Consider the following 23,394-nt stretch of genomic DNA (forward strand, 5'->3'; position numbering starts at 1 on the left):
TATTATACTTATGTAAAAAAAGGCTAACAATTTAAGATTGTTAGCCTTAATCGCACCTTTTAAAAGAATAACTCAATACAACAAATGACTGATTCTTCAACTTGCAATATATTCTCCTTTAATTACAAAAAACGAACCTCGAATTGTTCCAGCAAGTTTAGACTTCTGTCTAGCAAACTTAAACTTCTCTACTAACTCCGTTGGTATCTCCATTCCCTCAGAAAGCTTAAATCCAACAGCCCGCTTCTTTGGGTTATCCAGCGTATACATGACGTTGACTGCAAGACCATCCTCATAGAAGACATAGGCAAATTTAATATTTCCCACTTGAAAACACGATGTTTCTAAAGGTTTTGCCGCAAACTCAATATCACGTTCTTCTTTCAAAATGCGGTTCACATAATCAAGAGTCTTCTCGCTTTCACTAGCTGGTACAACCGTAAATTCATGCTTGTATTTATTCATAAAGTAACGTGCTTCATGAGCACGTAAACCAGCAAGTGCTTCTGCTACAGGTGAAGACTCCATGCCAGCTGTAGTTACGTTTTTAAAATCAACGATATCGGACAATTCCATCTCTCCTTTTAATACTTTACTTCCTAACAACTGGAATCCATATTTCACCAAATACTGAGCCGTTTCGCTGCCCCATCTCAACTGTTGTATTTGGCCCACCAACATAGGCAAAATCTTTTACTTCTGCTAATGCTTGACCAAATGCAATACCAGTAAGCTTATTACTTAGCTCCTCAGCTGTATTGCCTTCACCTTTAACTACTAGGTATTCTCCCCTCGGAAACTGGATAACTCTAGATTCTTCTTGTATCGTTGCCTCTGTCATGACACCAGCGTAATACATCATCTTGTTATTCACCGCTTCACTCACAGAAAAAATGTAATCATTTGTAGCTAAAGCTTTTAAAGTGTCCAACCTTCCATCTTGTTCGACGGCCAGCCAAAAGTCTGCCTTTTCCTTGTTTATGCCCGCAAAGTCTGTATAGTGGCTCTTAAGTTCAGTTCCAATACCTAACACGATAAAGCTATCTTTTTCTTCTATTGTATAATTTTTCATATTTAAAACCTTCCTCACTTTTAAATTAATCAAACGATTTATCTTTTCACTTGATGAGTTTATAATATCTTTAAATCATGTCAAAAAATGATACTGTTTAGGAGACCAACATGAAAAAAGTTGAACGGATTAATACGATCATGCGGTACATTAACAACCGCTCCCACTTTACAATTTCTGAAATCATACGAGAATTTAACATCTCACGATCGACAGCTATTAGAGACATTAGAGAAATTGAAGCCATGGGGATGCCGCTCGTCGCTGAAGTTGGCAGGGATGGAGGATATTTTGTCATGCATAACTCTATCCTGCCCGTTGTTCGCTTTACTGATAATGAGGTCAAAGCTCTTTTTATTGCCTTTATGGCCACAAGAAATCAACAACTTCCCTATCTAAAGAGTCGTCAGTCTTTAGCCGAAAAATTACTAGGACTCATCTCAGAAATCCAGCAGGATGACCTTGTTCTTTTAAATCAAATCTTGCTTTTTGAAGGGACTAACCCTCATAATCCTGACCTACTTGAGCTTTCCGACCTCCCCCATCCTATGTTAGAAAAACTCATCCAAATCCTTCTTTTGGATAGCCATTTATTGATTACCGTAAAAGAAGAGGAGGAAACCAAGTCTTATCCAATTTATCTACTACACCTTTATCAAGAAAAAAGCCATTGGATAATTGAAGGCTTTGACATAAAAGAAGAAAAAAAGAAGATGTTTCTTGTCGATCATCTCATTAATGTCGAACCCTATACGACGAAAAATAGATTAAGTAAGAAAAAAATTTCAGAAAAACTAAGTAAGAAGGACGAAGCAATCAACCTTGTACTTGAACTTGGTCCAAAAGCGATTACCCAGTTCAAAAAATACCATCCTATAAAAATTTCTATTTCCTATACAAATCCTTACCAATCCACAGCCATTCTAAAAACTTTTATCAATGTTAATAATCTCGATGAATTGATAGAAATAACAAATTGGCTACTTTTCCTAGGTAAAGATATCAAAATCAGGGAAGTTCCTGAAGAAGTGTTAGAAGGTTTAAAAGAGAGATTATGTTTATACTGCCCATAAGCAGTGGTCAGTTAAACTCAAAATAATATTGAGTTTGACTAGATGCCAGTTACCTCTATTTAAATACCTAGTAAAAACATTTTATTCGCTACCGCTACTTGAAACGCTCTTCTAAGAATAACGCCAACACAAAAAAAGACATGAACTAATCTTTGTTCATGTCTTTTCATATTAGAGTTTAACCCTCATTAAATTACTTGTTCTAAATTCGAATTTGGATTTATCTTCTCCATAATCTCTTTCATTCATTTTTCATATCCCGCTATTTTAGCACTTGAACTAACAATAGCGAATTAGAATAATGACTTAATACTTGCTAGGACAGTAAGTATACCTACAATAATGACAAACACATTGCTCATTTTCCCTCTGTATTTAGCCAGTACTGGTACTTTACGAATCGCATACATTGGTAATAGACATAAGATCGCAGCAACTAATGGACCGCTAAGAGCATCAATGATTCCAAGAATACTTGGATTTGCATAAGCAACATACCAGCATGTTAATACGACAAAAGTAAGAATCATTGTCTGAACTGTTTTTTCTCCTATATCTTTCCCGCGTTTTTTACCGGACTTCATAATCATGTCACGCATTACCTCATACGCTCCTACATAATGGCCAAGGAAAGACTTTGTAATAGCCACAAAAGCAATGATAGGAGCTGCAATAGTGATTACAGGCGAATTAAGCTCATTAGCAAGATATGATAGGATTGACAAGTTCTGTTCTTTTGCCATCTTAAGATCATCTGGAGTCAAACTTAAAGTACTGCTCCAAACAAAGAACATAACAACAGCGAATGTCATGATATAGCAAACTTTTTGTATTTGAGCACACTTGGCATCAGTAGCTTCTATTCCATACGTAGCTCTCTGTTTCATAACGAATGACGAAATCATAGGAGAATGATTGAACGAGAATACGATGATTGGTAGTATCATCAATATCACTCCAAAATACCCTGTTCCTGTTGAAGCAGTAGACGCACTTGAGAAACTAAGCATTGACGTATTCCACTGTGGAATTAAAGATATTGAGATAAACAGTAAAGAAGCTATGAAAGGATATACTAGCATGCTCATTATCTTTACAGTGATATCTTGACCGAAATTTAGTATAGCGATAAGACCGAGTACTAATACAAGTGATAAAATGGCCCTTGGAGGCTCCGGCATGTGCAATTGATGCACGATAAAACTACTTGCAGTATTTGTAAGTGCAACCGAATACATCAGTACGATCGTATAAATTGAGACGAAATATACTATGTTAAAAATTATACTTGCCTTATTGCCAAAATACTCTCTTATTGTGCCTGTAATCCCCTCATCAGCAGAATTGGAAGCGTATATCATTTTAGCAAGTGCCCTATGTGAGTAATACATAACAGGAAATGCAAGTATCGTAATTAACAGTAATGATAATAAACCACCTGAACCGGCATTAATAGGTAAAAAGAGTACTCCTGCTCCAATTGCTGTTCCAAAAAGGCTCAATGCCCAGGTAGTATCTTGTTTATGCCACTTTTTAGGATCTAGATATTTCTCATTTTTCACTGCATTATTTTCAGCTTGAAATTCTATTTTTTTTGCAGTATTCCCATTCATATAATAAATCCCCCTTGTATCCTATTCTTACGTCTCTTTTTAGGCTTAAGAATATAGACCATTCTTAAAAAATGTACCGCTTACTAGATGCGCCATATTGTAAACGATTCCACCTAAAGCTGTCTCTCTTAATGTGCGAGGCATTTATCCTCCAACCCTATACTTACCATTGATGATATTGTTTACACCAGCTAATACGATGTCCGCTGCTGCTAAACTATTTTGAAGAAATTCCCCTTCTGGTCACACACCTTTCTGTAATTAATCGTTTCAGTCTGTCCAATTTTAAAATGTTTGATATTTTCTTCGTAGGTAATCGGTTACCTCTCGACGCCCTCATTATAACGTTTATATTTGCAAGTCTAATATTTTTTTATTTTTAGAAAGACAGAATAAACAGAATTATGAATAGATAATAAATTACAATTGGTATGTAGCAATTGTGTCTATTTTTTGAAGCTGTATTAGTTAATAGAAAAGTAAACATAATACAGAGTTCCTTTCGTTAACACATTGATTATATTAGGAACTCGTTATAAAGATACTTATATTTCCCTTTGCTTTCACATCTTATCTTTGACATGAAGCTGTTGTAATAAATAATACACATTGATGTAAAGGAATAAATTTAGAAAACATAAAATTATCCCTTTGAATTTTTATTACATATAACGAATTAATATTCATTTTTCAGAAAAGAAGAACTTTTCCAAAGGAGCCTACGCACCTTATATAATGGTTATCATGTTAAGCCTGTTAAAAGAATTACACCATAAGTTTCCATTTACTATATGTAATATTTATTAAGTGTAGTTTTTTCTAAATATGCATAATTACATATTTAGAAAAAGAGAGTATACTTTCGAATTGTGTAGTAAAGATATAGCCCACCTACGGAAATAGGTGGGCTTTTCATGTATAAAAATTGCATTTATTATATGGCAATTAGAATTGAGGTCAAAATATTATCTCTTCCCTTTTAACTCTCTCAGTCTGCTTTTTCTCAACGTCTGAGCCTACTTACGTACCAACTGCATAACCAGTAAGAATACTAACAATTATAGCAATAACTAAGATTAATGTGATTTAAATCCATTTTCCCATATATATATTATTCCAGAAGGTTTAGTTGCCATTGTGCACCAAACTGGTGGTGTTACCCTAACTGACGTTTAAATGCTTTGCCGGCGAAGAAGTAAGCGATAACCATAATGCCCACACACCAAGCAAGTGCAATCCAAATATCGTTGCCAACAGTCCCTTCATATAAGAGGGCACGAATCGCATTCACGATTGAAGTCACAGGCTGGTTTTCAGCGAACGCACGAACAATTTTTGGCATAGTTTCGGTAGGAACAAAGGCCGAACTAATAAAGGGCAGAAAAATTAGTGGGTACGAGTAGGCTGTCGCCCCTTCCATAGACTTCGCTGTCAACCCAGGAATGATAGCCAACCATGTCAGCGCCAGCGTAAACATCCCGAGTATTCCAGCTACCGCGAGCCAATCCAGAATATTAGCACTGGAACGGAAGCCCATTAAGAGCGCAACAAGAATAACCACCACGATAGTAAGCACATTAGCAACAAGTGATGTTAATACGTGAGCCCATAATACCGACGAACGCTTGATAGGCATAGTAATGAAACGTGCCATCAGCCCGCTCTTTACATCCGTAAACAACCGTACGGAAGTGTAAGCGACACCGGATGCGATAGCCATCAGCAAGATTCCCGGCAATAAATAATTGACGTAGTTATCCGTTCCTGTCTTTATGGCGCCGCCAAATACGTAGACAAACAACAGCATCATCATAATCGGCGTAATCGCTACCGTAATAATTGTATCCGGACTGCGCATAATGTTGCGCATTAAACGCCCTAATAATACCCCTGTTTTGCTCTTCATTTACATCTCCTCCTTTTTGCCAATGATCGCAAGGAAAATTTCTTCCAATGTCGGCTGCTTCTCGATATACTCCACTTTTGTTGGCGGGAACATCTCTTTAAGTTCTGTAAGAGTACCAGTCGTAATAATTTTTCCGCCATGCAAGATAGCGATACGGTCCGCCAGTTGTTCGGCTTCCTCGAGGTACTGGGTCGTGAGCAAGATAGTTGTGCCGCCGCCGGCAAGTTCCTTGACGGTATCCCACACTTCAATCCGCGCTTCGGGGTCAAGCCCTGTCGTCGGTTCATCGAGAAAAATGACTGCTGGCGCCCCAATCAAACTCATCGCGATGTCAAGCCGGCGCTTCATCCCACCTGAATACTGGTCTGCCCTCTGGTTGGCTGCATCAGTCAGGCTAAATCTTGCAAGCAAATTATCAGCGACTTGAGCAGGACTAGAAACTCCACGCAAATTGGCAATCATTATCAAGTTTTCTCTCCCCGTGAGCATTCCGTCTAAAGCTGCAAACTGCCCTGTCAGACTAATACTTTGACGAACATGATCCGGTTGACGCTGAACGTCAAAACCACAAATACCTACTTCGCCGCCATCTTGCTTCATCAGCGTCGAGAGGATATTGACTATCGTCGTCTTGCCCGCTCCATTTGAGCCCAGCAGTGCGAAAATGGAGCCACGCTGCACTTCAAAATCTACCCCTTTTAACACTTCCTTATCTTTAAAGGATTTTTTTAATCCTTTTACAGAAATCGCTGTATTGGTCATGCTTTTTTCCTCCTTAAAAAATGTTTTGTAAAGATAGACTGCCTACACCCTCTATTTAGTATTACTGATAATCTGTATTACTTAGTACTGATTTAAAAATATAACTGAATAGCAATGGCGTCAATTCACATTTGTAACCAGCTAATCAGTCGGTATTACCTGTTGCATTTATTTTTTTCTCAATTGTTTCATGATACTTTCATTCAAATCTTCACGATACTTGGAAACATAAGTTTTAGCATTTGCCACTAGTTCGTCAGCAAAGGATGCCACGTCCTCCCCAGTGATTTCAAGCACTTGTCTGCCTTCCGCCGCACCGGCTTCAAACAAATCGATTAATTCATACTGTATGTGTAGCATATCCATCCCGTTACCAGCTGAGAAATTCCACATGTAGTTTTGAATTTTCTTAAACACAAACTGATAGTCCTCTGGCAGAGCTCCAACCCGTGCCATCATCATTTTGTACTCTTTTTTATCACCAATTAATTTTTTGAACATTTCCAACATATTATTTTTCCTCCTTTTTTATAAAGCAGAACAAGAAACTCCCAAAATATCGGCCGAATATTTAATCTTATGAGGCTAGTTTGACTTCAAGACGTTAATTTTTGATGATACAAAATCCCATTTTCTCCAAAACAATTCAAGCTCCTGACGGCCATCCTCATTTAGTGAATAAAACTTGCGAGGCGGCCCCATGTCTGACGGTTTCTTTTCAATATTCACAAGTTTTTTCTTCTCTAATCGCACAAGGATGGTATAGACCGTTCCTTCCACGACTTCAGTAAACCCAAGCTCATTAAGGTGGCGGGTAATCTCATAGCCATAAGTTTCACGGCGGCTAATGATTTCCAGAACACATCCTTCCAGCGAACCTTTCAGCATTTCAGTTAAATTTTCCATATTCTGATCCTCCTTTACCCCCTATTCTGTCTGACTTATATTCAGTATCACAGAGTACTAAGGCTAATTTTTACTGAATAGCTTTTGAGAAACCTCACTATTCAGTATTACTTATTACAACTACATTGTATGACTAAGTAGATGGAATGTCAACTCGATTTTTAAATTTTTTCTTAAATCCGCTTTTACCTCTTGGATACTGAATATATTTTTAAAAACTACGCTATTCAGTATTACTCATTACCACTACATTGTATGACTAAGTAGATGGGATGTCAACTCGATTTTTAAATTTTTTCTTAAATCCGCTTTTACCTCTTGGATACTGAATATATTTTTAAAAACTACGCTATTCAGTATTACTCATTACCACTACATTGTATGACTATGTAGATAGAATGTCAACTCGATTTTTAAATTTTTTCTTAAATCCGCTATTATCTATTGGATACTGCCTATTTTCTTCTTAAGAAATCTCACCACATACCTATCCAGCTAAGAAAAGGAAATACCCAAAACAAAAATTCCGCATTTTTATTTTGGGCGTTATAATATTCCGAAGTTAATGAATGTGGATAGCTCTCCTTATTAAAAAGACGGATCATTTTTTTGTTCTTCTACTAATGCACCTGTGCATCTAATACATGAGCTTGCGAATACATACAAACTCTTTATAAAGTCAACTCTACATATAGGACATCCTTTTTGTTACGATAACATCATATTCATGTCTTCTGCTGCGGTTGTAATTAGTTTTAAACCGAATGTCTCTTGTAATACATCAAGCACGCCAGGTGAAATAAATTCAGGCGCCTTTGGACCAATGCGAATATCTTGAATTCCAAGACTAAATAGCCCAAGTAAAATAGCAACCGCTTTTTGTTCAAACCATGATAAGACAATACTTACTGGCAATTCATTCACTTCACATTGGAAAGCATCTGCTAAAGCGCCCGCTATTTTCACTGTAGAAATTGAATTATTGCATTGTCCTAAATCAATGTAACGCGGAATCTCCGTACCAGGTACAACACCATAACTCACATCATTAAAACGGAATTTCCCGCAAGAAGTTGTTAAAATAACCGTTTCTGGCGGAAGCGACGTTGCTAATTCACGATAATATTCTCCGCCTTTTCCCGGAGCATCACAACCTGCGATGACAAAGAAACGCTTAATCTTTCCTTCTTTTACTGCATTAATAATTTCTGGAGCTAATGATAATACTGTATTATGATGAAACCCTGTTACTAACTGTTCATCCGACTCCATATGTACTTCTGGAAGTTCTAGCGCTTTTTGAATCACTGGTGTAAAATCGTCATTTTCAATTTTTTGTACGCCCTCTAAGCCTGCAATATCATATGAAAAGAATCGATTAGAGTATGATCCTTTAATTGGCATAACACAGTTCGTTGTAGCTAATATGGCACCAGTGAATTTTTCGAAAAGTCGTCGTTGATCGTACCATGCCTTACCAATGTTTCCTTTTAAATGTTTATATTTTTTCAGTTGTGGATATCCGTGTGCTGGTAGCATTTCAGAATGCGTATAAATATTAATTTCTTTTCCTTCTGTTTGCTTTAATAACTCTTCTAATGCAAATAAATTATGACCAGTAACTACAATTGCCTTACCTTCTACATGGTTCTGCGTAATTTGAACAGGCTCCGGAACACCAAAGTGATTCGTATGTGCCTCATCTAATAACTCCATTACTCGTAAAGCCGATTTCCCTACTTTCATAGCCATATGAATATGTTCTTGTTCATTAAAGTTAGAATTTGTTAATGTCATATATAGCGCTTCTTGAGTTGTAGCATCTACAAATGCATCTGTATACCCTAGCTGCGCAGCATGCGTACGATAAGCCGCTATTCCTTTTAATCCAAACACAATCGTATCTTGTAAACTTGCAATTGTTTCATTCTTACCACAAACACCCATCACTTTACATCCGCCTGTTGGCGTTTGTTCACATTGATAACAAAACATATCATCCCACCCTCTCCCAATCATTCATTACAAATTAAGCATAATACCCATTGAGGAAAAGGGATGTGATATCAATCACAATAATATATATAAATTTGTGACAGTTCATATTGTCGACATAATATTTTTATTGACATCAAAAAAACATACAGAAAAATGGACAACTTTGTTGATGCTTTCAAATAGCTAAATCATTGATTTAGAGAACTATTAGTGATATTAGCAACTAATAAGCATACAAAAACACTATTCTTTCTATCATTCAACAGAAAGAATAGCGTTTTTTCATTTTGAAGAACTATCAATTTTTTGATTAAAGATTTTATAGGAAACCTCTTTATTTACAATACATTTACACCATCTTAACATTTTTTACATTATTTATATGATATATTTTTATAGAAACTACTTAAGAAATTTCATGTACATTGTTATCTTTATGATCTCTTATTTAATTGATAAGAGGTCATGTTATATTTTTATAACAGGGGTGAATTAGGATGACTGAAACATTAAAGACACTTATAATGCTTGATGTTACTTACGTTATTATAGCAATTATGACGGTACTAGTATTTGTATATTTAGAATTAAAATCTCAGTAACATATTTAGGCGTAATCAATAGCTTCGGCATTTCAATATAGTTAAAAGAAAAAGAGGAGGAAATAGTTTTCTCCTCTCTTTTGTATTCCAAAAATTTCTTAAATCTACAATTCGCTTCATTATTACTTTATTTCTTGTTTCTTATTTCAACAAATCCAATGTATGTAAAAGTAATCCTCTGTCCCCTACTTCTCCATGACCAGGCACTACTAAGTTCGTATTTCCATATCGCTTCAATACATTCTCAACCGATATCGACCATTCATTTACATATGCATCAGCAACGTTTCCTAAATCTTTAGCTTCCGCAGATTTCACTAAACAGCCTCCAGCTAAAATGTTGTATTGCGGTAACCATACGACAATATTATCTTCTGTATGCCCTTTCCCTGGATAGAACGTTTCTACTTTTATATTTCCAAACTTCATATTCGTAATTGTTTGTAAGTCTCCAAGTGGCTCTTCATATCCATTTTTCTTTGCTAGTTCCGCAGTTAGTACTGTACTATGCGCTTTAATGCCTCTTTCTTTCAACGTTTTAATTCCGCCAATTCGATCAGCGTGCGCATGTGTAATAATAACATCCGTTACGCGCTTCTTAAATTTCTTTTCTACCATCTCTATTAGTTCCTTCGTTAACTTATCATCCCAAGAAGAATCGACAAGCACTAACCCTTTAGAAGTGTTAAGAACTAGACCGTTCGAAGGAACTGCTACTCCATTAAAATAACCTAACTCAGTATGAACCCATACATTTTTGTTTAACTGAGAAATTGAAATAGTTCCTGTCTCATTCTTTATTACTTTTTGCTCTAGCTTTTGTTCCGCTTTCACAGAAGAAATTGTGCTAACAAATTGAATTGTTCCTAGTAAACTAACACATACCCCTACTTTTAATAATGTATTCTTTTTCATTTTCTCCACCCTTTCTTTCAAACTAAATAGTTATTACCTATATTAGACAATTCGTCTCAAATGTTTGTTCCATCTTTTTTTACATATTTTTCATACCATTAATAAAAAGCGCACAAAATTTTGTGCGCTTTTTAACTTTTCTTTTACCATTCACGTTTTTTATTAATCATCATTTTTTCTTCAAACGCCTTCTCTAAATCAATTTCTAACTTGTTTGCTAAATCACATACATTCCAAATTACATCAAACATTTCTAAACCAATCTCTCTTTTCGAATCTTGTATTTTATCACGCTTTAATATAACTTCCGCTAATTCACCTAATTCCGCCATCACATACATCGTACGCTCTTCAATTGTTGTATCTTGAAATCCTTTTTCTTTACTGAAATTTAATACATATCTCTGGAATTCCACAATATTCATACTTAATCTCCCCTCATCACAAATACTCCATTTTTCTATTACACTTAAAATCAAAAATGTATTTTGTTAAATTATAACATTCATACTATAATTTATTTATAACCCTTTAACGGAGGTGTTCTCAATGACTCTCTTCGCTTCCCCATCATTATTCATACTAGCAATCATTTCATTTGCATTAGCTTATTTCATCGGAGTAAAACAATACACTTGGCTCTTATCAGGATTCAATGAACGCCGTGTGCCTGATAAAGTGAAGTTATCAAAAATAGTTGGTCTTTATAATTTAAGTGCTGGTGTTATCGCCACAATTGGCAGTGTCTTCATTACTCCTAATGTTAAAATTATATTTCCCATCATTATTATTGGACACGTCATAATAGCCGCATATGTAAGTACACGTATGGTTCAGTAAAAAAAGATCATCCAAATGGATGATCTTTTTCATAACTTATCAACATATTGCTTCGCTTCTAACAATGAAAATCCAAAAGCCTCTCTTACTCTCTTAATTGCTGTAACTGTTTTTCCTTCTTCCACAAGCTGGCGTAATTCTTTATTAATTTCAGGTTCTCTATCTACAATTCCCATTTCTTTCGAAATTAATTGTAATCTATCTTCCATCCTCTTTAAACGCGTATCTGTTTTCTTTTCGATTTTATTTAATTTTTCAGCGAGATACATAAATCCAAAGGCCGCTATCGGTATGACAATCCAAAATTCCAAGACTGTTCCTCCTCACTAGCATTGTTTTATTTAAGTAACTTATGTAATTTTTACCACAGGACACATTTAATGTATAATAGTAATATACAACATTGTTGATAAAGTGAAGATTTAATCAGTGGGGGTTTTGTTAGTCCCCCACTGATTATTAGTCTTCACCAATCGGGCGTTTACGGGCAGCCCGACTCCCACCTAACTTCTTTGCCCAGTCGAATTTTGAGGTGGGAGTTTTACTACCCGTTAATGCGAGATAAAACCTTTTATTTTAGGGGGACACCTTATGAAAAGATATTTTAAAACATTACTACAATTTGTAGTTCTTTCAATCGTACTACATTTATTATTTGATATAGTTGGTTGGCTTGTTTTCAATGCGCCAATTAAAAACAAACAAATCTTTATTTCCTTTATAACAGCCTCATGGCTTATGTACATGTACAGAGATAAATTTTTTAAAGCATTTACATCGAATTAACTTAAACTAAGAAAACACTTCATCGATAAAAGATGAAGTGTTTTCCTTTTCTCTCTATTTACTACTGTATAATAAAGTTAATATTCTATCTTTAAAAGAAAGGAGTCACTATGAACTTAAAAAGTAACAATATATATGAGAAAATGAACCAATATTCTGTTGCAGGGTTAAGCTTTGCCGTTATACGTGACGGTAAACTTGATGAAGCTACTGCTTTCGGAACACTTGAATCTGGAGCAACTAGAACTGTCACTACGAATTCCATATTCAATTCTTGTTCTATTAGCAAATTCATCACTTCAATGCTTGTACTAACGTTATCAGATCAAGGAATCGTACATTTAGATGAAGACGTAAATGATAGACTCACATCTTGGAACATCCCTACCAATCTATTTACTTCACAGAAAAAAGTCACGCTGCGAAACTTATTAAGTCACCAATCTGGAATCATTGATCCTCCCAATAGTTTTGAACATTATACACTTGCACAAGGAATACCTAAAATGGATGAGCTCCTTGCTGGTAAAACATTATATTGCCCAGTACCTATAGAAGTAACTTATGCACCAGAAAGCCAATTCCACTACTCTGACGCAAATTTTTGTATTATCGAACAACTACTTGAAGATATTACTGGAAAATCGTTCAACCTTTTACTTGAAGAATTTATTTTTCAGCCACTACAAATGAAAAATAGTACACTCTTCTCTCCCGAAGACATAGATAAAACCGATGCTTTTGCTTGCGGGCATAATAAAGATGGAACTGTAACAAATGAGAAGTATCCATTTTATCCATTCGCAGCTGCTTCAGGCATTTGGACAACACCAACTGACTTATCAACTTTAGTACTCGGACTCATTCATTCCTTAAAAGGAAATAGCAAACTGGAACTTTCTCAACAAACAGTACAAGATATGATTTCTCCTCAAGGATGCACCAAATGGACTGGGTTAGGTGTTTTTCTAGAGTATTCTAATGAAGACTTACAAATTCATTCACTTGGCTGGGGTGTTGGATTTCAATGTATGATGGTATGTAATCCATACCGAGGTAATGGCGCTGTTATTATGACGAACTCGGATTTAGGTGTTCATCAAAAGGATGGGATTATTGGTGAGATTTTAAAAATGTTATCCTTATAATTAACGAAGTAAAACAAAGAAAGAAGCTGATTCTCCCAGCTTCTTTCTTTATATAACATTTTTCACCACAATTTTAATATGTTCTGGTGCGATAATTTCAGTTATACTTTCTTGGAAATCTTCATGCAGCAGTTCTTCAATATGCTCTAGCTGCACTTCGACATGTGTGCATTCTAAATTATGTATGTTTAATAGTGCATAATGATCTTTCTTCTTAATTACTAAATATTGATTTTCTTCTGTTATGAGTACAGAACCTAATCGTATTCCTAGTAGACGTTGATCATCAAACTTCACAATTTTTTCCCCTTTCCAACTGCGAATGTAATTACTATACAAAAAACCTAATTTAAGGAAAAGAATCTTATATAGACTATATCATAATTTACTAAAATATAAATATCATATTTTCTTTCAATAGAAATCCCCGTTTTTTTATATATTTCGATACAAAAAACTTTCTCAACAAAAAATTATAATTTTCAGTTTTTTATTTCATGAAAATCTATTATACTAAAGCTAATAAACGTTTGAAATGTTTGACCTCTCCTAATTCATGTACATATGGATGATCAGTAGCTGTTGCTACTGATCTATTTTTTGATTTCAGAAAGCAAATACACCGCATCCTTTCCTACACCACAAATAAGCGCAGAACCCCTTTGAGATTGCCACGGCAGTCCAATATAATACAATCCTCTTACTGGACTCATTCCCTTTGTATGATTAGGAAATCCATTCATATTCACTGCCTTTTCTATTTCAATCCATTTATAATCTTGAACAAAACCAGTTGACCATATAATACTTTGTGCACTATACGTGCCACCATTCTGAAACATAATATTATTTCCTGATGCACTTACCACTTTTCCCTGTAGTTTTATTGCTCCACTACGAATAAGTTCCTTACCTTCAAAACCAAAAATGGGATCCTTTCGCTTCTGAAACCACCTTCCTCTCTTTGTATGTATTTCGGCATACAATAAACCCATTTTTTCTAACCAATTAAAAATGCTTTTTCTAAAAAGATATAACGGTAAAAAGGTTAACGGATGACTTATAGCCATTGTAACTTCATGAGTTTTTGCAAGTTCTACTGCTATTTGCATGCCTGAATTCCCACCACCTACTACAAGTACTTTTCCCTTTGGAATTTGTAATGGTGATTTATATTGTGATGAATGTATTTGAAAAATATGTGATGAAAGATGTTGTGAAAATGAGGGGATGAATGGTTGCTGAAAACCACCTGATGCGATAATAACTTTTTTCGATTGTAAAATTTCTGTAGGAGTGTGTAATTCAAATATTTCTTTCTCTTTTCTTATTTTTAAAACTTGAGTCTGTAATTGTACCGGCAATTGAAAATACCTTGCATATTCTTCTAAATAAATTGCAATTTCATCTTTACATGGAAATCCATCCCCTTCTCCTTTTAATATCATACCTGGTAAACTACTATATTCCCTTGGTGTGAAGAGCTGCAAAGAATCATAGCGGTCTCTCCAAGAATCGCCAATTCGGTTTCCCGCCTCAAGTAATAAGAAACTATATCCTTCCTGCTTCAAGTAGTATCCCATTGTTAATCCAGCTTGACCAGCTCCAACGATAATTATATCTTTCACTCCAATTCCTCCTTCTCACAAACACATGAATACATGTTCATATGTTCATGCGTTTCCATAATCATAACATTTTATTTTTTTATAATTCAATATCTATCCAAAATAAAAAAGAGCAGTTCACTATAAAGTAAACTCCCCTTAATATGTATCATCTCGTTACTCATTAATATTTCAATTGTCCCCAAAGGATCTAACGGCCCATACACACTATCACCTAAATTTATTATCATTTCGAATATCTTTTAATACCGCCTTTAAAGCGTGACTATTCCCATGAATATCTGAAATCATCGCTATTTTTCTCTTCATTGTACCCCTACTTTGATAAATTATTTATAACACCTCAATTTCTAAACCCTTTCCTCATAAAATGTAATTCTATTTGAGAACGGATCAATCACAGTTAATTCAATTGTACCCCAAGGTGTTCTCTCTATATCAGGTTTTGAATACGCATAATCTTTACTTGATAAAATAGCATAATAACTTTTTAAATCCTCTATTTTCACACGAATTGCACCGCCTGGTGAAGCATCCCCATGATGTTCAGATAAAGTGAAACTTTAATCAGTGGGGGGTGTCCTTCCCCCACTGATTATTAGTTGAACCAATCGGGCATTTACGGGCAGTTATCTCCCACCTAACTTCCTCGCATTCGCCAAATTTTGAGGTGGGAGTCTTACTGCCCGTTAATGCGGGATAGATGTATTACAGTATCATTTAACGAAATTTGCATATATAATGGCATATTTTCCTCATACCGATGTTCCCAATCCAGTTTAAATCCTAAAAAATTAAAGTAAAATAACTGAGCCTTTACAATATCAAAAATTCTAAATATAGGTGTAATCATTTATAATCCCCTCCTATTTATAAACATCCGCCGCCAATTCCCGCAAAACATCTACATTCATCACTTCAAAACAACCATTGCTTTTCTTTATAATTTCTTTATCACAAAAAACATTTAATGTACGTAATAAATGCCGATAACTCGTCCCTAACAATTCAGCTATTTCCGTTAAATTCCCACTAAACACAATTCTATTTCCGTGCTGAACCGCCCGTTCCCCTGCTGCTAACATGTAACTCGCAAGTCGATTTTCAAGTGGATACAGTAAATTAATTGTACTATTTTTTGAAAGTCGGTTTAATTTATGTGCTAACGATCCGCAAATACATCGTAAAAATTTTGCATCATGAAATAGTTGATTTCTCACTTTTCCTAAAGGTAGACCAACACAATACGAATCTGCCATCACTTGTACGTTTGAAGCAGTCTTTTGAGAATGAATTAACTCCACATCTCCTAACAACTGCAAACTGTCATAAAAACATAATAATACAGATTTCCCGTTACTTAATGTGTTAAATGCTTTCGCTTTTCCTTCAACGAAAAAATATAAATAATCTATCTCTTCATTTTCTCTACAAATAAACTCATTCTTTTTAAAAAATAAAAGGTCCATATATGGCTTCATATCATTACTAAAAAATGAGTCAATATTATTTTGTTTCATATACTCTGCTAATTTAATAGAATTACATACTTTCTTCATAGTTCCCCCGCCTTTACAACTATCCCCATTGTAATCAAAATTTTCTTCTTCCACTATGACATATGTCATAGTAATACACAATTTCAGCATGATACAGTCATTACAAATATGAAATATAAAGGGGCTATTACATTGTATAACTTTCTTTCTGTCTTTATTGGTGTGCTCATTGCCGTTATGCTTCCATTGAATGGGATCTTATCTGAGTTAATTGGCAAGTACACAGCGAGCGTTGTCATTCACCTTGTCGGTTTAATTGCAGTTATTTTCGTTTTAATCCTTAACAAAAATAAACTCCATTTTGATAAAGGTATTCCACTTTTTTTATATAGCGCTGGGGCAATTGGAGTATTCACTGTTCTTTTTAATAATATAAGTTTCTCTGCTCTTGGTGCCTCTATTACGATTGCATTAAGCTTACTTGGTCAATCCATCGCTTCCATAGTTATTGATCATTTCGGTTTATTAGGAATGAAAGTTTCGAAGTTTGATAAGAAAAAATTAATTGGATTAGTATTCATCTCTTCTGGAATTATAGTCATGACAATTTACTAATGGAGGTAAGAAAATGTTATATATTTGTATCGCTATTTTAGCTGGTGTTTCTATCGTTGTTGCTAGAATTATTAACGCGAATTTAGCAAAGGAAATTGGAAATTGGGAAGGCACATTTTTCAATTATATTACTGGATTATTTTTCTCCATGTTATTTTTAATTTTCAGTTCAGATTCGTTGTATATTTCTAGTCATACGTTACAATCCATACCTATCGCTGTATACTTAGGCGGATTAGTAGGCGTTATCGTCATCTCATTATCAAACTATATTACTCCTAAAATATCAGCATTTTATTTAACGTTACTCATCTTTATCGGACAATTGTTTACGGGGACTATCATCGATTTCTTCCTGTCACACGAACTATCAACCGGAAAAATTATCGGTGGAATTCTCGTATTAATAGGGCTCACTTACAATTTACTCGTTGATCGCCCTATAAAAACCGTGAAGCATAACCACGTTCAACTATAATACTTTACGCTTACCTATCATATATTAATAGAAAAGCTCTTCACATGAAGCCATAGAGAGGAGAATACCCTATTAAGAAAATCATTTTATTGATAGGTAGCGCATTGATTGTTTTTGGAACCGTATGGTTTTTAAACTCTGGAAAATCTATTCAAGATCTCTATACAGCAAGTAAACCAAAGAAGAAAGCTACTATTATTTCAACTCAAAGAGACCCAAATGCACCTCCTGTTTTTTTAGGAAAACAGGAAATAAAAGATATACATGTAGAGTCGCTTAAGACAAAAAAATCTATCTTCCTTACAAAAACAGATGAATTAAAAACATTCATTAACAGTATGGATACAGCAAAAAAAGGCGATTTAACGCTAGATGAAGAAGGTTCTGATTTAGTAGATTGTAACATGTGGATTACTTTCCAAGATGGAACTTATAAACAATATTTAATTTGGATAGTAGATAACAACAGTAGTGAAGTTATGATTGCCCATCAAAACACTCCTGATGACGTAGACCTTACTTATTATCAATTAAATGAAGGTAATTCAAAAAAAGTATATAACTTATTTAAAAAGGTTATTTAATAGAAAAAGTCATGAGCTACTAGGCCCATGACTTTTTCTATTTATATATATTCAGGGAACACTTTACAACTCTTTTCCTGCTCTATATCATGTCCAAAGAAAACAATTGGGTTCTCTTTCCTAACAACTTCTTTTAAACGTTTAATTGAAGATAAAGCTAATTCCGAATCAAATCCAGCGAACGGCACTTCATCTTCAAAATTTTCTTTCGTATACGATGCATCGATCGTTAATAACACTGGGCCAGAGTTCTCTGTCTCAATGAATAGTGACTGATGCCCCAGAGTATGTCCTGGTGTATACAATAATTGAACTCCTGGTACGACTTCATAATCCCCTTCAATGATTTTGTAGTTTAAATTTGGCAAGATACATTCTTTCATATATTCTTCACTATGTTGTGCCGCCTCGTATTCAGCACGCTGCACAATAATCGGTGTATTTATACAAGCACCATTTCCTCCTGCATGATCAAAATGTAAGTGAGAACTAATAATATACAGAAGGTCTTCTGGCTCATATCCAACGCGTTTTAAAATATTTACGATTCTATCTTCTTCAGTCATTTTCGGTAAAATCTGCCCTTCAACAAATGTACCGTTAAAAAGACCTTCATTATTAATCGCACTTTCTGGCATACCTGTATCTACTAAAATAGGTCCTTCTTCAGTCTCCAAAAGATAACACCAAACCGGTAAGTCTAATAATTTTCCTGGTGTTAATGTACTGTTAACAGACGAATGATCCAACATACAACGACCTGCTGGGACGAAATAAAGCTTCTTTACTGTCATTATGTATCCACCTTTACATTTAGTTTTGAATAAAACAATACAGTAAAAAATTCTTCCTACTAGAAATAAACTCCTTCTCTTCTTCCACTGTTTCAACTATTATTTTTAGGTCGTTCACAATTTCTTCATTACAGCATTACTTATCATTTTTTCATTTCCGAATAGCAAAAAACAATAACCTAGCTGTGATATAACATATAGCAATACCTACAAAACTAATACTAAATCCATTTTGTTGAATAGCCATCACTTTTAAGATATCTAAATTTAATACGTGACCAATTAACGAATACATTATAATAATTGCCATTACGATTACATAATCACTTTTTCTTAGTTTTGCTGGCATTAGTCATTCACCTCGCATTATTTTCTATACTAATTGTATATTATTTGTCAGAATTTTAAAACCAATCCAATGACAGTATAAAAATGAGTGTACTTTTTTTACATAACAACCTTTCTGCATCTATAATAAAAGAGAAAAAGACTCTTACTTTAATGGAGGGAATAAAAATGAAAGCAATTGGTTTACATGAATACTTACCTATTGAAGAAGAAAACAGTTTAATTGATATTGAAGTTGAAAGACCTGTTGCCACAGGAAGAGATATACTTGTAAAGATTAACGCTATTTCCGTTAATCCAGTTGATACAAAAGTTCGATCTCCGAAAGATAAAAAAGAAGATATAGCAAAAATACTTGGCTGGGATGCTAGTGGTATTGTCGTACAAACTGGCGAAGGTTGTACATTATTTAGAGAAGGCGATGAAGTATTTTACGCTGGAAGTATTACGAGACAAGGTACATACAGTGAATACCATTTAGTTGATGAAAGAATTGTTGGTAAAAAACCAAAAACGTTAAGTGATGCTGAATCTGCAGCACTTCCTTTAACAGCCATTACCGCATGGGAAGGTTTGTTTGAACGTTTAGGGATTGATTATAATAAGAAAGATGAAAATTCATTTAAAAACATTTTAATTATCGGCGGAGCTGGTGGTGTTGGCTCGATTGCTATTCAGTTAGCTAAATGGGCTGGACTAAACGTAATCGCAACCGCATCCCGCAACGAAACTATACACTGGGTGGAAAAATTCGGTGCCGATTATATAGTTAATCATCACCAACCTTTAAAAGATCAAATATTAGAATTCGGGCTAAAAGATGTAGATTATATCTTCTGCTTAAACAATACTGATCAGCATTGGCATGCGATGGGTGACATCATTAAACCACAAGGAAAAATTTGCTCTATCGTAGAAAATGAGCACCCTCTTGAGATGGGAATTTTAAAAAATAAAAGTGCCACATTCGTTTGGGAGTTTATGTTTACAAAAGCGATGTATGAAACTGGTGATATGAGTACGCAGCACGAACTATTAAATAAAGTAAGCGAGCTATTAGATGAAGGCATTTTAAAGACTACATTAAATGAAACATTCACACCAATTAACGCTGAAAACATAAAGAAAGCACATGCACAACTTGAAAGTGGGCGTACAATTGGAAAGATCGTTGTAGAGAAATTTTAATAATAAAAAGTCCGATTTCTAAACGAGAAATCGGACTTTTTACTATCTTTATTTACTTGAAATCTCTTGATCATTTTGAACGTCTAACGGAGGTCGTTTCCCTATTCCGAAAGCATAGAAACTAATTGTGACGATAGCTAAGAAAACAATACCTACAACTAATGAAATACGCGTATCATCGTTAAACCACATTCCGATTAATACCATAATTAAAAAGGCAATTGTCAAATAGTTTGTAACAGGAGCAAATGGCATTTTGAACGGATGATCTTTCATCTCTGCTCCCTTTTCTTTTCTAAAACGAATTTGACTAATTAAAATGACAAACCATGGCACCATACCAGGAAGTACACTCGCACTATATACATATACGAATAAGTTTTTTGGTGCAATATAACTTAAAACAACACCAACCGCTAAACCGATAATTACACCAACTGTACCGAATAAAGGTACACCGTTATTAGAGATCTTCGTAAAGTATTTCGGTGCTTGTCCATTTACACCTAGTGTATAAAGCATACGTCCAGCACTATAAATACCACTGTTACAACCAGACATTGCGGCTGTAATAACAACGAAGTTAATAAGTCCCGCAGCTGCCGTAATACCAACTTTCGCAAAAGTTGCTACGAACGGACTACCAATTGAACTTAATTGATCCCAAGGATAAACAGTTACAATAACGAAAATAGCACCAATATAGAAAATTAAAATACGCCAAATTGTACTTTGAATTGCTCTAGTAAGTGTCTTCTTCGGATCTTTCGCTTCACCAGCAGTAATCCCGATTAATTCCACACCTTGATACGCTCCAACTACAAGTGATAATGCAAAGAAGAATCCTGAAAAACCACCTGTAAAGAAACCGCCATTTACCCAGAGGTTAGATATGCCAATCGCTTCTCCGCCGTTACCAATTCCAAAGAAAATAAGTCCAAATCCCGTAATAATCATTAATAGAATCGTAACGATTTTGATCATCGCAAACCAAAATTCAAATTCACCAAATGACTTAACAGAAATTAAGTTAGCCGCACCAAGAATAACCATCGCGATAATACCAGGTATCCAAGCCGGTAAATCTGGGAACCAATATTTCATATACGCTCCAACTGCGATAATCTCTGACATCCCAACAATAACCCACTGGAACCAGTTACTCCACGCTGTCATATAACCAGCTAACGGATGAATATATTTGTGACCAAATGTCGCAAATGAACCTGTGCTTGGCTCCATATACAACATTTCTCCCATGGCACGCATAATGAAGAAGATGAAAACACCTGCGATTGCATATGCAAGCATTACTGACGGACCTGTCCATTTAATCGTGCTGGCTGACCCCATAAACAAACCAACACCAATTGTTCCGCCTAAAGCGATCATTTGAATATGACGTGCTTCTAAGCCCCTTTTCAATTCTTTGTTTGCCACTTCATTTCCCCCTCTTAGATGATTCATAGCCGCATTTTAAAACAAGATACTTTCCCCTAATTCCTTTCGGCTTGAAAATGATGAAGCAAACGTCATTTTACACTAGCTTTAAAGCTATCCTAAAATCGTTTTTTGCCCCTAATAAAATTCTCAAAACCTCTCATCTTCCAATATTCTATAAATCTTAAAATTACTTACCTTATATTAATTCATTTATCTGAAAAGTTCAATTATTTTTTCGGTAAATTATTATATATTAGTTTGATTAATTTTTAACTAAATTAACAATAAAATACATCTATTCAATATGATTCCGGTATAAATATTATTACAATATAAATAACCGAGGAGATCCTATCTACCTCGGTTTCATACTGTATATACTTCACTCTTTATAGTTTGTACTGTAATTGCTTACACATGCGATTAACGTATCACGCAGAAATTTAATATATTAGTAGAACTACAAAGTCACTAACTTCTACTTTTCTTAATTATCCCATTATCACAGCTGAAAATTCTCTTTCCCATCTCCTACTTTAAGAAAAATATAACCGCACTTAAAACAATCAACAATACACCGGAAAGAGGAAAACTCTTCTCCTCAGCTTTTATCTTTTCCTTAATAATACCTTTAATTTTTGTCTTTATATCCTCTCGGCATTTTCTAAATAAAATATTAGTTGTATGTAATGGTCTATTCAATATTCGAATTTTAACAGGAGATCCTGATAAATATATATTATTTTTATCCAATGTAAATTCTATGTTCGCTTCGGTTAACCCGTCTTTCACTAATATATTCACTCGGCTAGAAGGTAAATTAAACACTGTATAATCATTAAAAGCTAGCCCTCTAATCTCGAAATGTGAGTATATAAGAATAAAAGTTATCAGCAACAAACATAGTATCAATATGGTTTTTGTTAATGAAAGTTGCTCTAATACGTAGGAAGATGTTGTCATATAAGCAAAAAAGAATTCCATTAAATTACAAAGATAGTGGTTTACAATGAAAGTTTTTCGTATAACTACTGTAAGTCCGGAAATAATTAGTAGAGCGCATGCTAAATTCATTAACATATTTTCACCCTCCCTAAAGACTATAACTATACAATTTTGTTTTATTTTAACATTAATTACATATTCATACCTATAGTTATTTTCATAAAATATAAAAGAGTCTCATTAAAAAATGA

26 protein-coding genes and 3 pseudogenes are annotated in these 23,394 nt (G+C 34.6%); 8 read left to right on the plus strand and 21 right to left on the minus strand.

Translation table 11 applies throughout. From position 1 onward, the window contains the following. Positions 1–96: 96 nt before the first annotated feature. Together NSS97_RS17480 and NSS97_RS17485 are read right to left on the minus strand one after the other, a co-directional pair. Positions 97–606, minus strand: coding sequence for a hypothetical protein (locus NSS97_RS17480; RefSeq protein WP_044438796.1), 510 nt, complete (start codon positions 604–606; stop codon positions 97–99). Further along, positions 593–1,072, minus strand: a complete 480-nt coding sequence (locus NSS97_RS17485) for a GyrI-like domain-containing protein (RefSeq protein ID WP_044438798.1) — start codon at positions 1,070–1,072, stop codon at positions 593–595. Before NSS97_RS17485 ends, NSS97_RS17480 begins: the two co-directional genes overlap by 14 nt. Before the next feature lie 110 nt (positions 1,073–1,182). On the opposite strand from NSS97_RS17485, the gene NSS97_RS17490 reads away from it, so the two are divergent. Then, positions 1,183–2,145, plus strand: a complete 963-nt coding sequence (locus NSS97_RS17490) for a helix-turn-helix transcriptional regulator (protein ID WP_016105538.1) — start codon at positions 1,183–1,185, stop codon at positions 2,143–2,145. A gap of 293 nt (positions 2,146–2,438) precedes the next feature. Here NSS97_RS17490 and NSS97_RS17495 read toward each other — a convergent pair whose 3' ends face one another. The 8 genes from NSS97_RS17495 to NSS97_RS17535 form a co-directional block, all read right to left on the minus strand. Beyond that, the gene (locus NSS97_RS17495) at positions 2,439–3,758 is read right to left on the minus strand and encodes an aromatic amino acid transport family protein (protein WP_107887977.1); all 1,320 of its coding nucleotides are present in this window, start codon (positions 3,756–3,758) and stop codon (positions 2,439–2,441) included. Positions 3,759–4,914: 1,156 nt separating this feature from the next. After that, positions 4,915–5,664: an ABC transporter permease gene (locus NSS97_RS17505; RefSeq protein ID WP_002014105.1), complete on the minus strand. Its 750-nt coding sequence runs from the start codon at positions 5,662–5,664 to the stop codon at positions 4,915–4,917. Further along, positions 5,665–6,426, minus strand: a complete 762-nt coding sequence (locus tag NSS97_RS17510) for an ABC transporter ATP-binding protein (RefSeq protein WP_002128370.1) — start codon at positions 6,424–6,426, stop codon at positions 5,665–5,667. 168 nt (positions 6,427–6,594) lie between these two features. Further along, entirely contained in the window at positions 6,595–6,936 is a 342-nt protein-coding gene (locus tag NSS97_RS17515) for a DUF1048 domain-containing protein (RefSeq protein ID WP_002014108.1), read from the minus strand. Between the two features lie 75 nt (positions 6,937–7,011). After that, positions 7,012–7,332: a PadR family transcriptional regulator gene (locus tag NSS97_RS17520; RefSeq protein ID WP_002128372.1), complete on the minus strand. Its 321-nt coding sequence runs from the start codon at positions 7,330–7,332 to the stop codon at positions 7,012–7,014. A 708-nt stretch (positions 7,333–8,040) separates the two neighbouring features. Next, a complete protein-coding gene (hcp, locus tag NSS97_RS17525; RefSeq protein WP_044438812.1) occupies positions 8,041–9,327 on the minus strand; it encodes a hydroxylamine reductase in 1,287 nt (428 codons plus the stop codon). Positions 9,328–10,073: 746 nt separating this feature from the next. Continuing rightward, positions 10,074–10,847, minus strand: a complete 774-nt coding sequence (bla2, locus tag NSS97_RS17530) for a BcII family subclass B1 metallo-beta-lactamase (protein WP_044438814.1) — start codon at positions 10,845–10,847, stop codon at positions 10,074–10,076. A 143-nt stretch (positions 10,848–10,990) separates the two neighbouring features. Beyond that, positions 10,991–11,272, minus strand: a complete 282-nt coding sequence (locus NSS97_RS17535) for a MazG nucleotide pyrophosphohydrolase domain-containing protein (protein WP_002087598.1) — start codon at positions 11,270–11,272, stop codon at positions 10,991–10,993. A gap of 124 nt (positions 11,273–11,396) precedes the next feature. Here NSS97_RS17535 and NSS97_RS17540 point away from each other — a divergent pair, with 124 nt between their 5' ends. Further along, positions 11,397–11,687: a DUF3784 domain-containing protein gene (locus NSS97_RS17540; RefSeq protein ID WP_107887976.1), complete on the plus strand. Its 291-nt coding sequence runs from the start codon at positions 11,397–11,399 to the stop codon at positions 11,685–11,687. Positions 11,688–11,716: 29 nt separating this feature from the next. Here the strand turns inward: NSS97_RS17540 and NSS97_RS17545 are convergent, their stop codons facing one another. Then, positions 11,717–11,998 (minus strand): hypothetical protein, encoded by a 282-nt coding sequence (locus NSS97_RS17545; protein WP_002128376.1) that lies wholly within the window; start codon positions 11,996–11,998, stop codon positions 11,717–11,719. 280 nt (positions 11,999–12,278) lie between these two features. Between NSS97_RS17545 and NSS97_RS17550 the strand changes: the two genes are divergently transcribed. Together NSS97_RS17550 and NSS97_RS17555 are read left to right on the plus strand one after the other, a co-directional pair. After that, a complete protein-coding gene (locus NSS97_RS17550) occupies positions 12,279–12,473 on the plus strand; it encodes a hypothetical protein (RefSeq protein WP_044438826.1) in 195 nt (64 codons plus the stop codon). Between the two features lie 110 nt (positions 12,474–12,583). Beyond that, positions 12,584–13,621 carry a serine hydrolase domain-containing protein gene (locus tag NSS97_RS17555; RefSeq protein ID WP_044438829.1) on the plus strand — a complete coding sequence of 346 codons (1,038 nt, stop codon included), beginning with the start codon at positions 12,584–12,586 and terminating at the stop codon, positions 13,619–13,621. A 48-nt stretch (positions 13,622–13,669) separates the two neighbouring features. Here NSS97_RS17555 and NSS97_RS17560 read toward each other — a convergent pair whose 3' ends face one another. The 6 genes and pseudogenes from NSS97_RS17560 to NSS97_RS17585 all read right to left on the minus strand — a co-directional run bounded on the left by NSS97_RS17560 (position 13,670) and on the right by NSS97_RS17585 (position 16,808). Then, positions 13,670–13,918: a hypothetical protein gene (locus NSS97_RS17560; protein ID WP_002087603.1), complete on the minus strand. Its 249-nt coding sequence runs from the start codon at positions 13,916–13,918 to the stop codon at positions 13,670–13,672. 296 nt (positions 13,919–14,214) lie between these two features. Then, a complete protein-coding gene (locus tag NSS97_RS17565) occupies positions 14,215–15,249 on the minus strand; it encodes a flavin-containing monooxygenase (RefSeq protein ID WP_044438831.1) in 1,035 nt (344 codons plus the stop codon). A gap of 131 nt (positions 15,250–15,380) precedes the next feature. Beyond that, positions 15,381–15,558, minus strand: a pseudogene (locus NSS97_RS17570) (metallophosphoesterase family protein); the annotation flags it as partial. A 41-nt stretch (positions 15,559–15,599) separates the two neighbouring features. Next, a pseudogene (locus NSS97_RS17575) lies at positions 15,600–15,803 on the minus strand (glyoxalase superfamily protein); the annotation flags it as partial. 131 nt (positions 15,804–15,934) lie between these two features. Beyond that, positions 15,935–16,102: pseudogene (locus NSS97_RS17580) on the minus strand (glyoxalase superfamily protein); the annotation flags it as partial. 13 nt (positions 16,103–16,115) lie between these two features. Next, positions 16,116–16,808, minus strand: a complete 693-nt coding sequence (locus NSS97_RS17585) for a cyclic nucleotide-binding domain-containing protein (RefSeq protein WP_044438833.1) — start codon at positions 16,806–16,808, stop codon at positions 16,116–16,118. A 108-nt stretch (positions 16,809–16,916) separates the two neighbouring features. Between NSS97_RS17585 and NSS97_RS17590 the strand changes: the two genes are divergently transcribed. The 3 genes from NSS97_RS17590 (at position 16,917) to NSS97_RS17600 (ending at position 18,425) form a co-directional block, all read left to right on the plus strand. Then, positions 16,917–17,363, plus strand: coding sequence for a DMT family transporter (locus NSS97_RS17590; RefSeq protein ID WP_044438835.1), 447 nt, complete (start codon positions 16,917–16,919; stop codon positions 17,361–17,363). A 13-nt stretch (positions 17,364–17,376) separates the two neighbouring features. Continuing rightward, positions 17,377–17,841 (plus strand): DMT family transporter, encoded by a 465-nt coding sequence (locus tag NSS97_RS17595; protein WP_002014128.1) that lies wholly within the window; start codon positions 17,377–17,379, stop codon positions 17,839–17,841. Between the two features lie 104 nt (positions 17,842–17,945). Continuing rightward, positions 17,946–18,425, plus strand: a complete 480-nt coding sequence (locus NSS97_RS17600; protein WP_002128384.1) for a hypothetical protein — start codon at positions 17,946–17,948, stop codon at positions 18,423–18,425. Positions 18,426–18,466: 41 nt separating this feature from the next. On the opposite strand, the gene aiiA is transcribed toward NSS97_RS17600, so the two are convergent. Then, positions 18,467–19,219, minus strand: a complete 753-nt coding sequence (gene aiiA / locus NSS97_RS17605) for a quorum-quenching N-acyl homoserine lactonase AiiA (RefSeq protein ID WP_044438838.1) — start codon at positions 19,217–19,219, stop codon at positions 18,467–18,469. A gap of 151 nt (positions 19,220–19,370) precedes the next feature. Next, positions 19,371–19,568, minus strand: coding sequence for a hypothetical protein (locus tag NSS97_RS17610; RefSeq protein ID WP_044438840.1), 198 nt, complete (start codon positions 19,566–19,568; stop codon positions 19,371–19,373). 167 nt (positions 19,569–19,735) lie between these two features. Between NSS97_RS17610 and NSS97_RS17615 the strand changes: the two genes are divergently transcribed. Next, positions 19,736–20,755, plus strand: a complete 1,020-nt coding sequence (locus NSS97_RS17615; protein ID WP_044438842.1) for a zinc-binding alcohol dehydrogenase family protein — start codon at positions 19,736–19,738, stop codon at positions 20,753–20,755. A 48-nt stretch (positions 20,756–20,803) separates the two neighbouring features. Here NSS97_RS17615 and NSS97_RS17620 read toward each other — a convergent pair whose 3' ends face one another. Next, positions 20,804–22,195 carry an amino acid permease gene (locus tag NSS97_RS17620; protein WP_341113641.1) on the minus strand — a complete coding sequence of 464 codons (1,392 nt, stop codon included), beginning with the start codon at positions 22,193–22,195 and terminating at the stop codon, positions 20,804–20,806. A 534-nt stretch (positions 22,196–22,729) separates the two neighbouring features. Then, the gene (locus NSS97_RS17625; protein ID WP_341113642.1) at positions 22,730–23,278 is read right to left on the minus strand and encodes a hypothetical protein; all 549 of its coding nucleotides are present in this window, start codon (positions 23,276–23,278) and stop codon (positions 22,730–22,732) included. Positions 23,279–23,394: the final 116 nt, after the last annotated feature.

The organism is Bacillus sp. FSL R12-0074 (assembly GCF_038005725.1).
Taxonomy (GTDB): Bacteria; Bacillota; Bacilli; order Bacillales; family Bacillaceae_G; genus Bacillus_A; species Bacillus_A mycoides.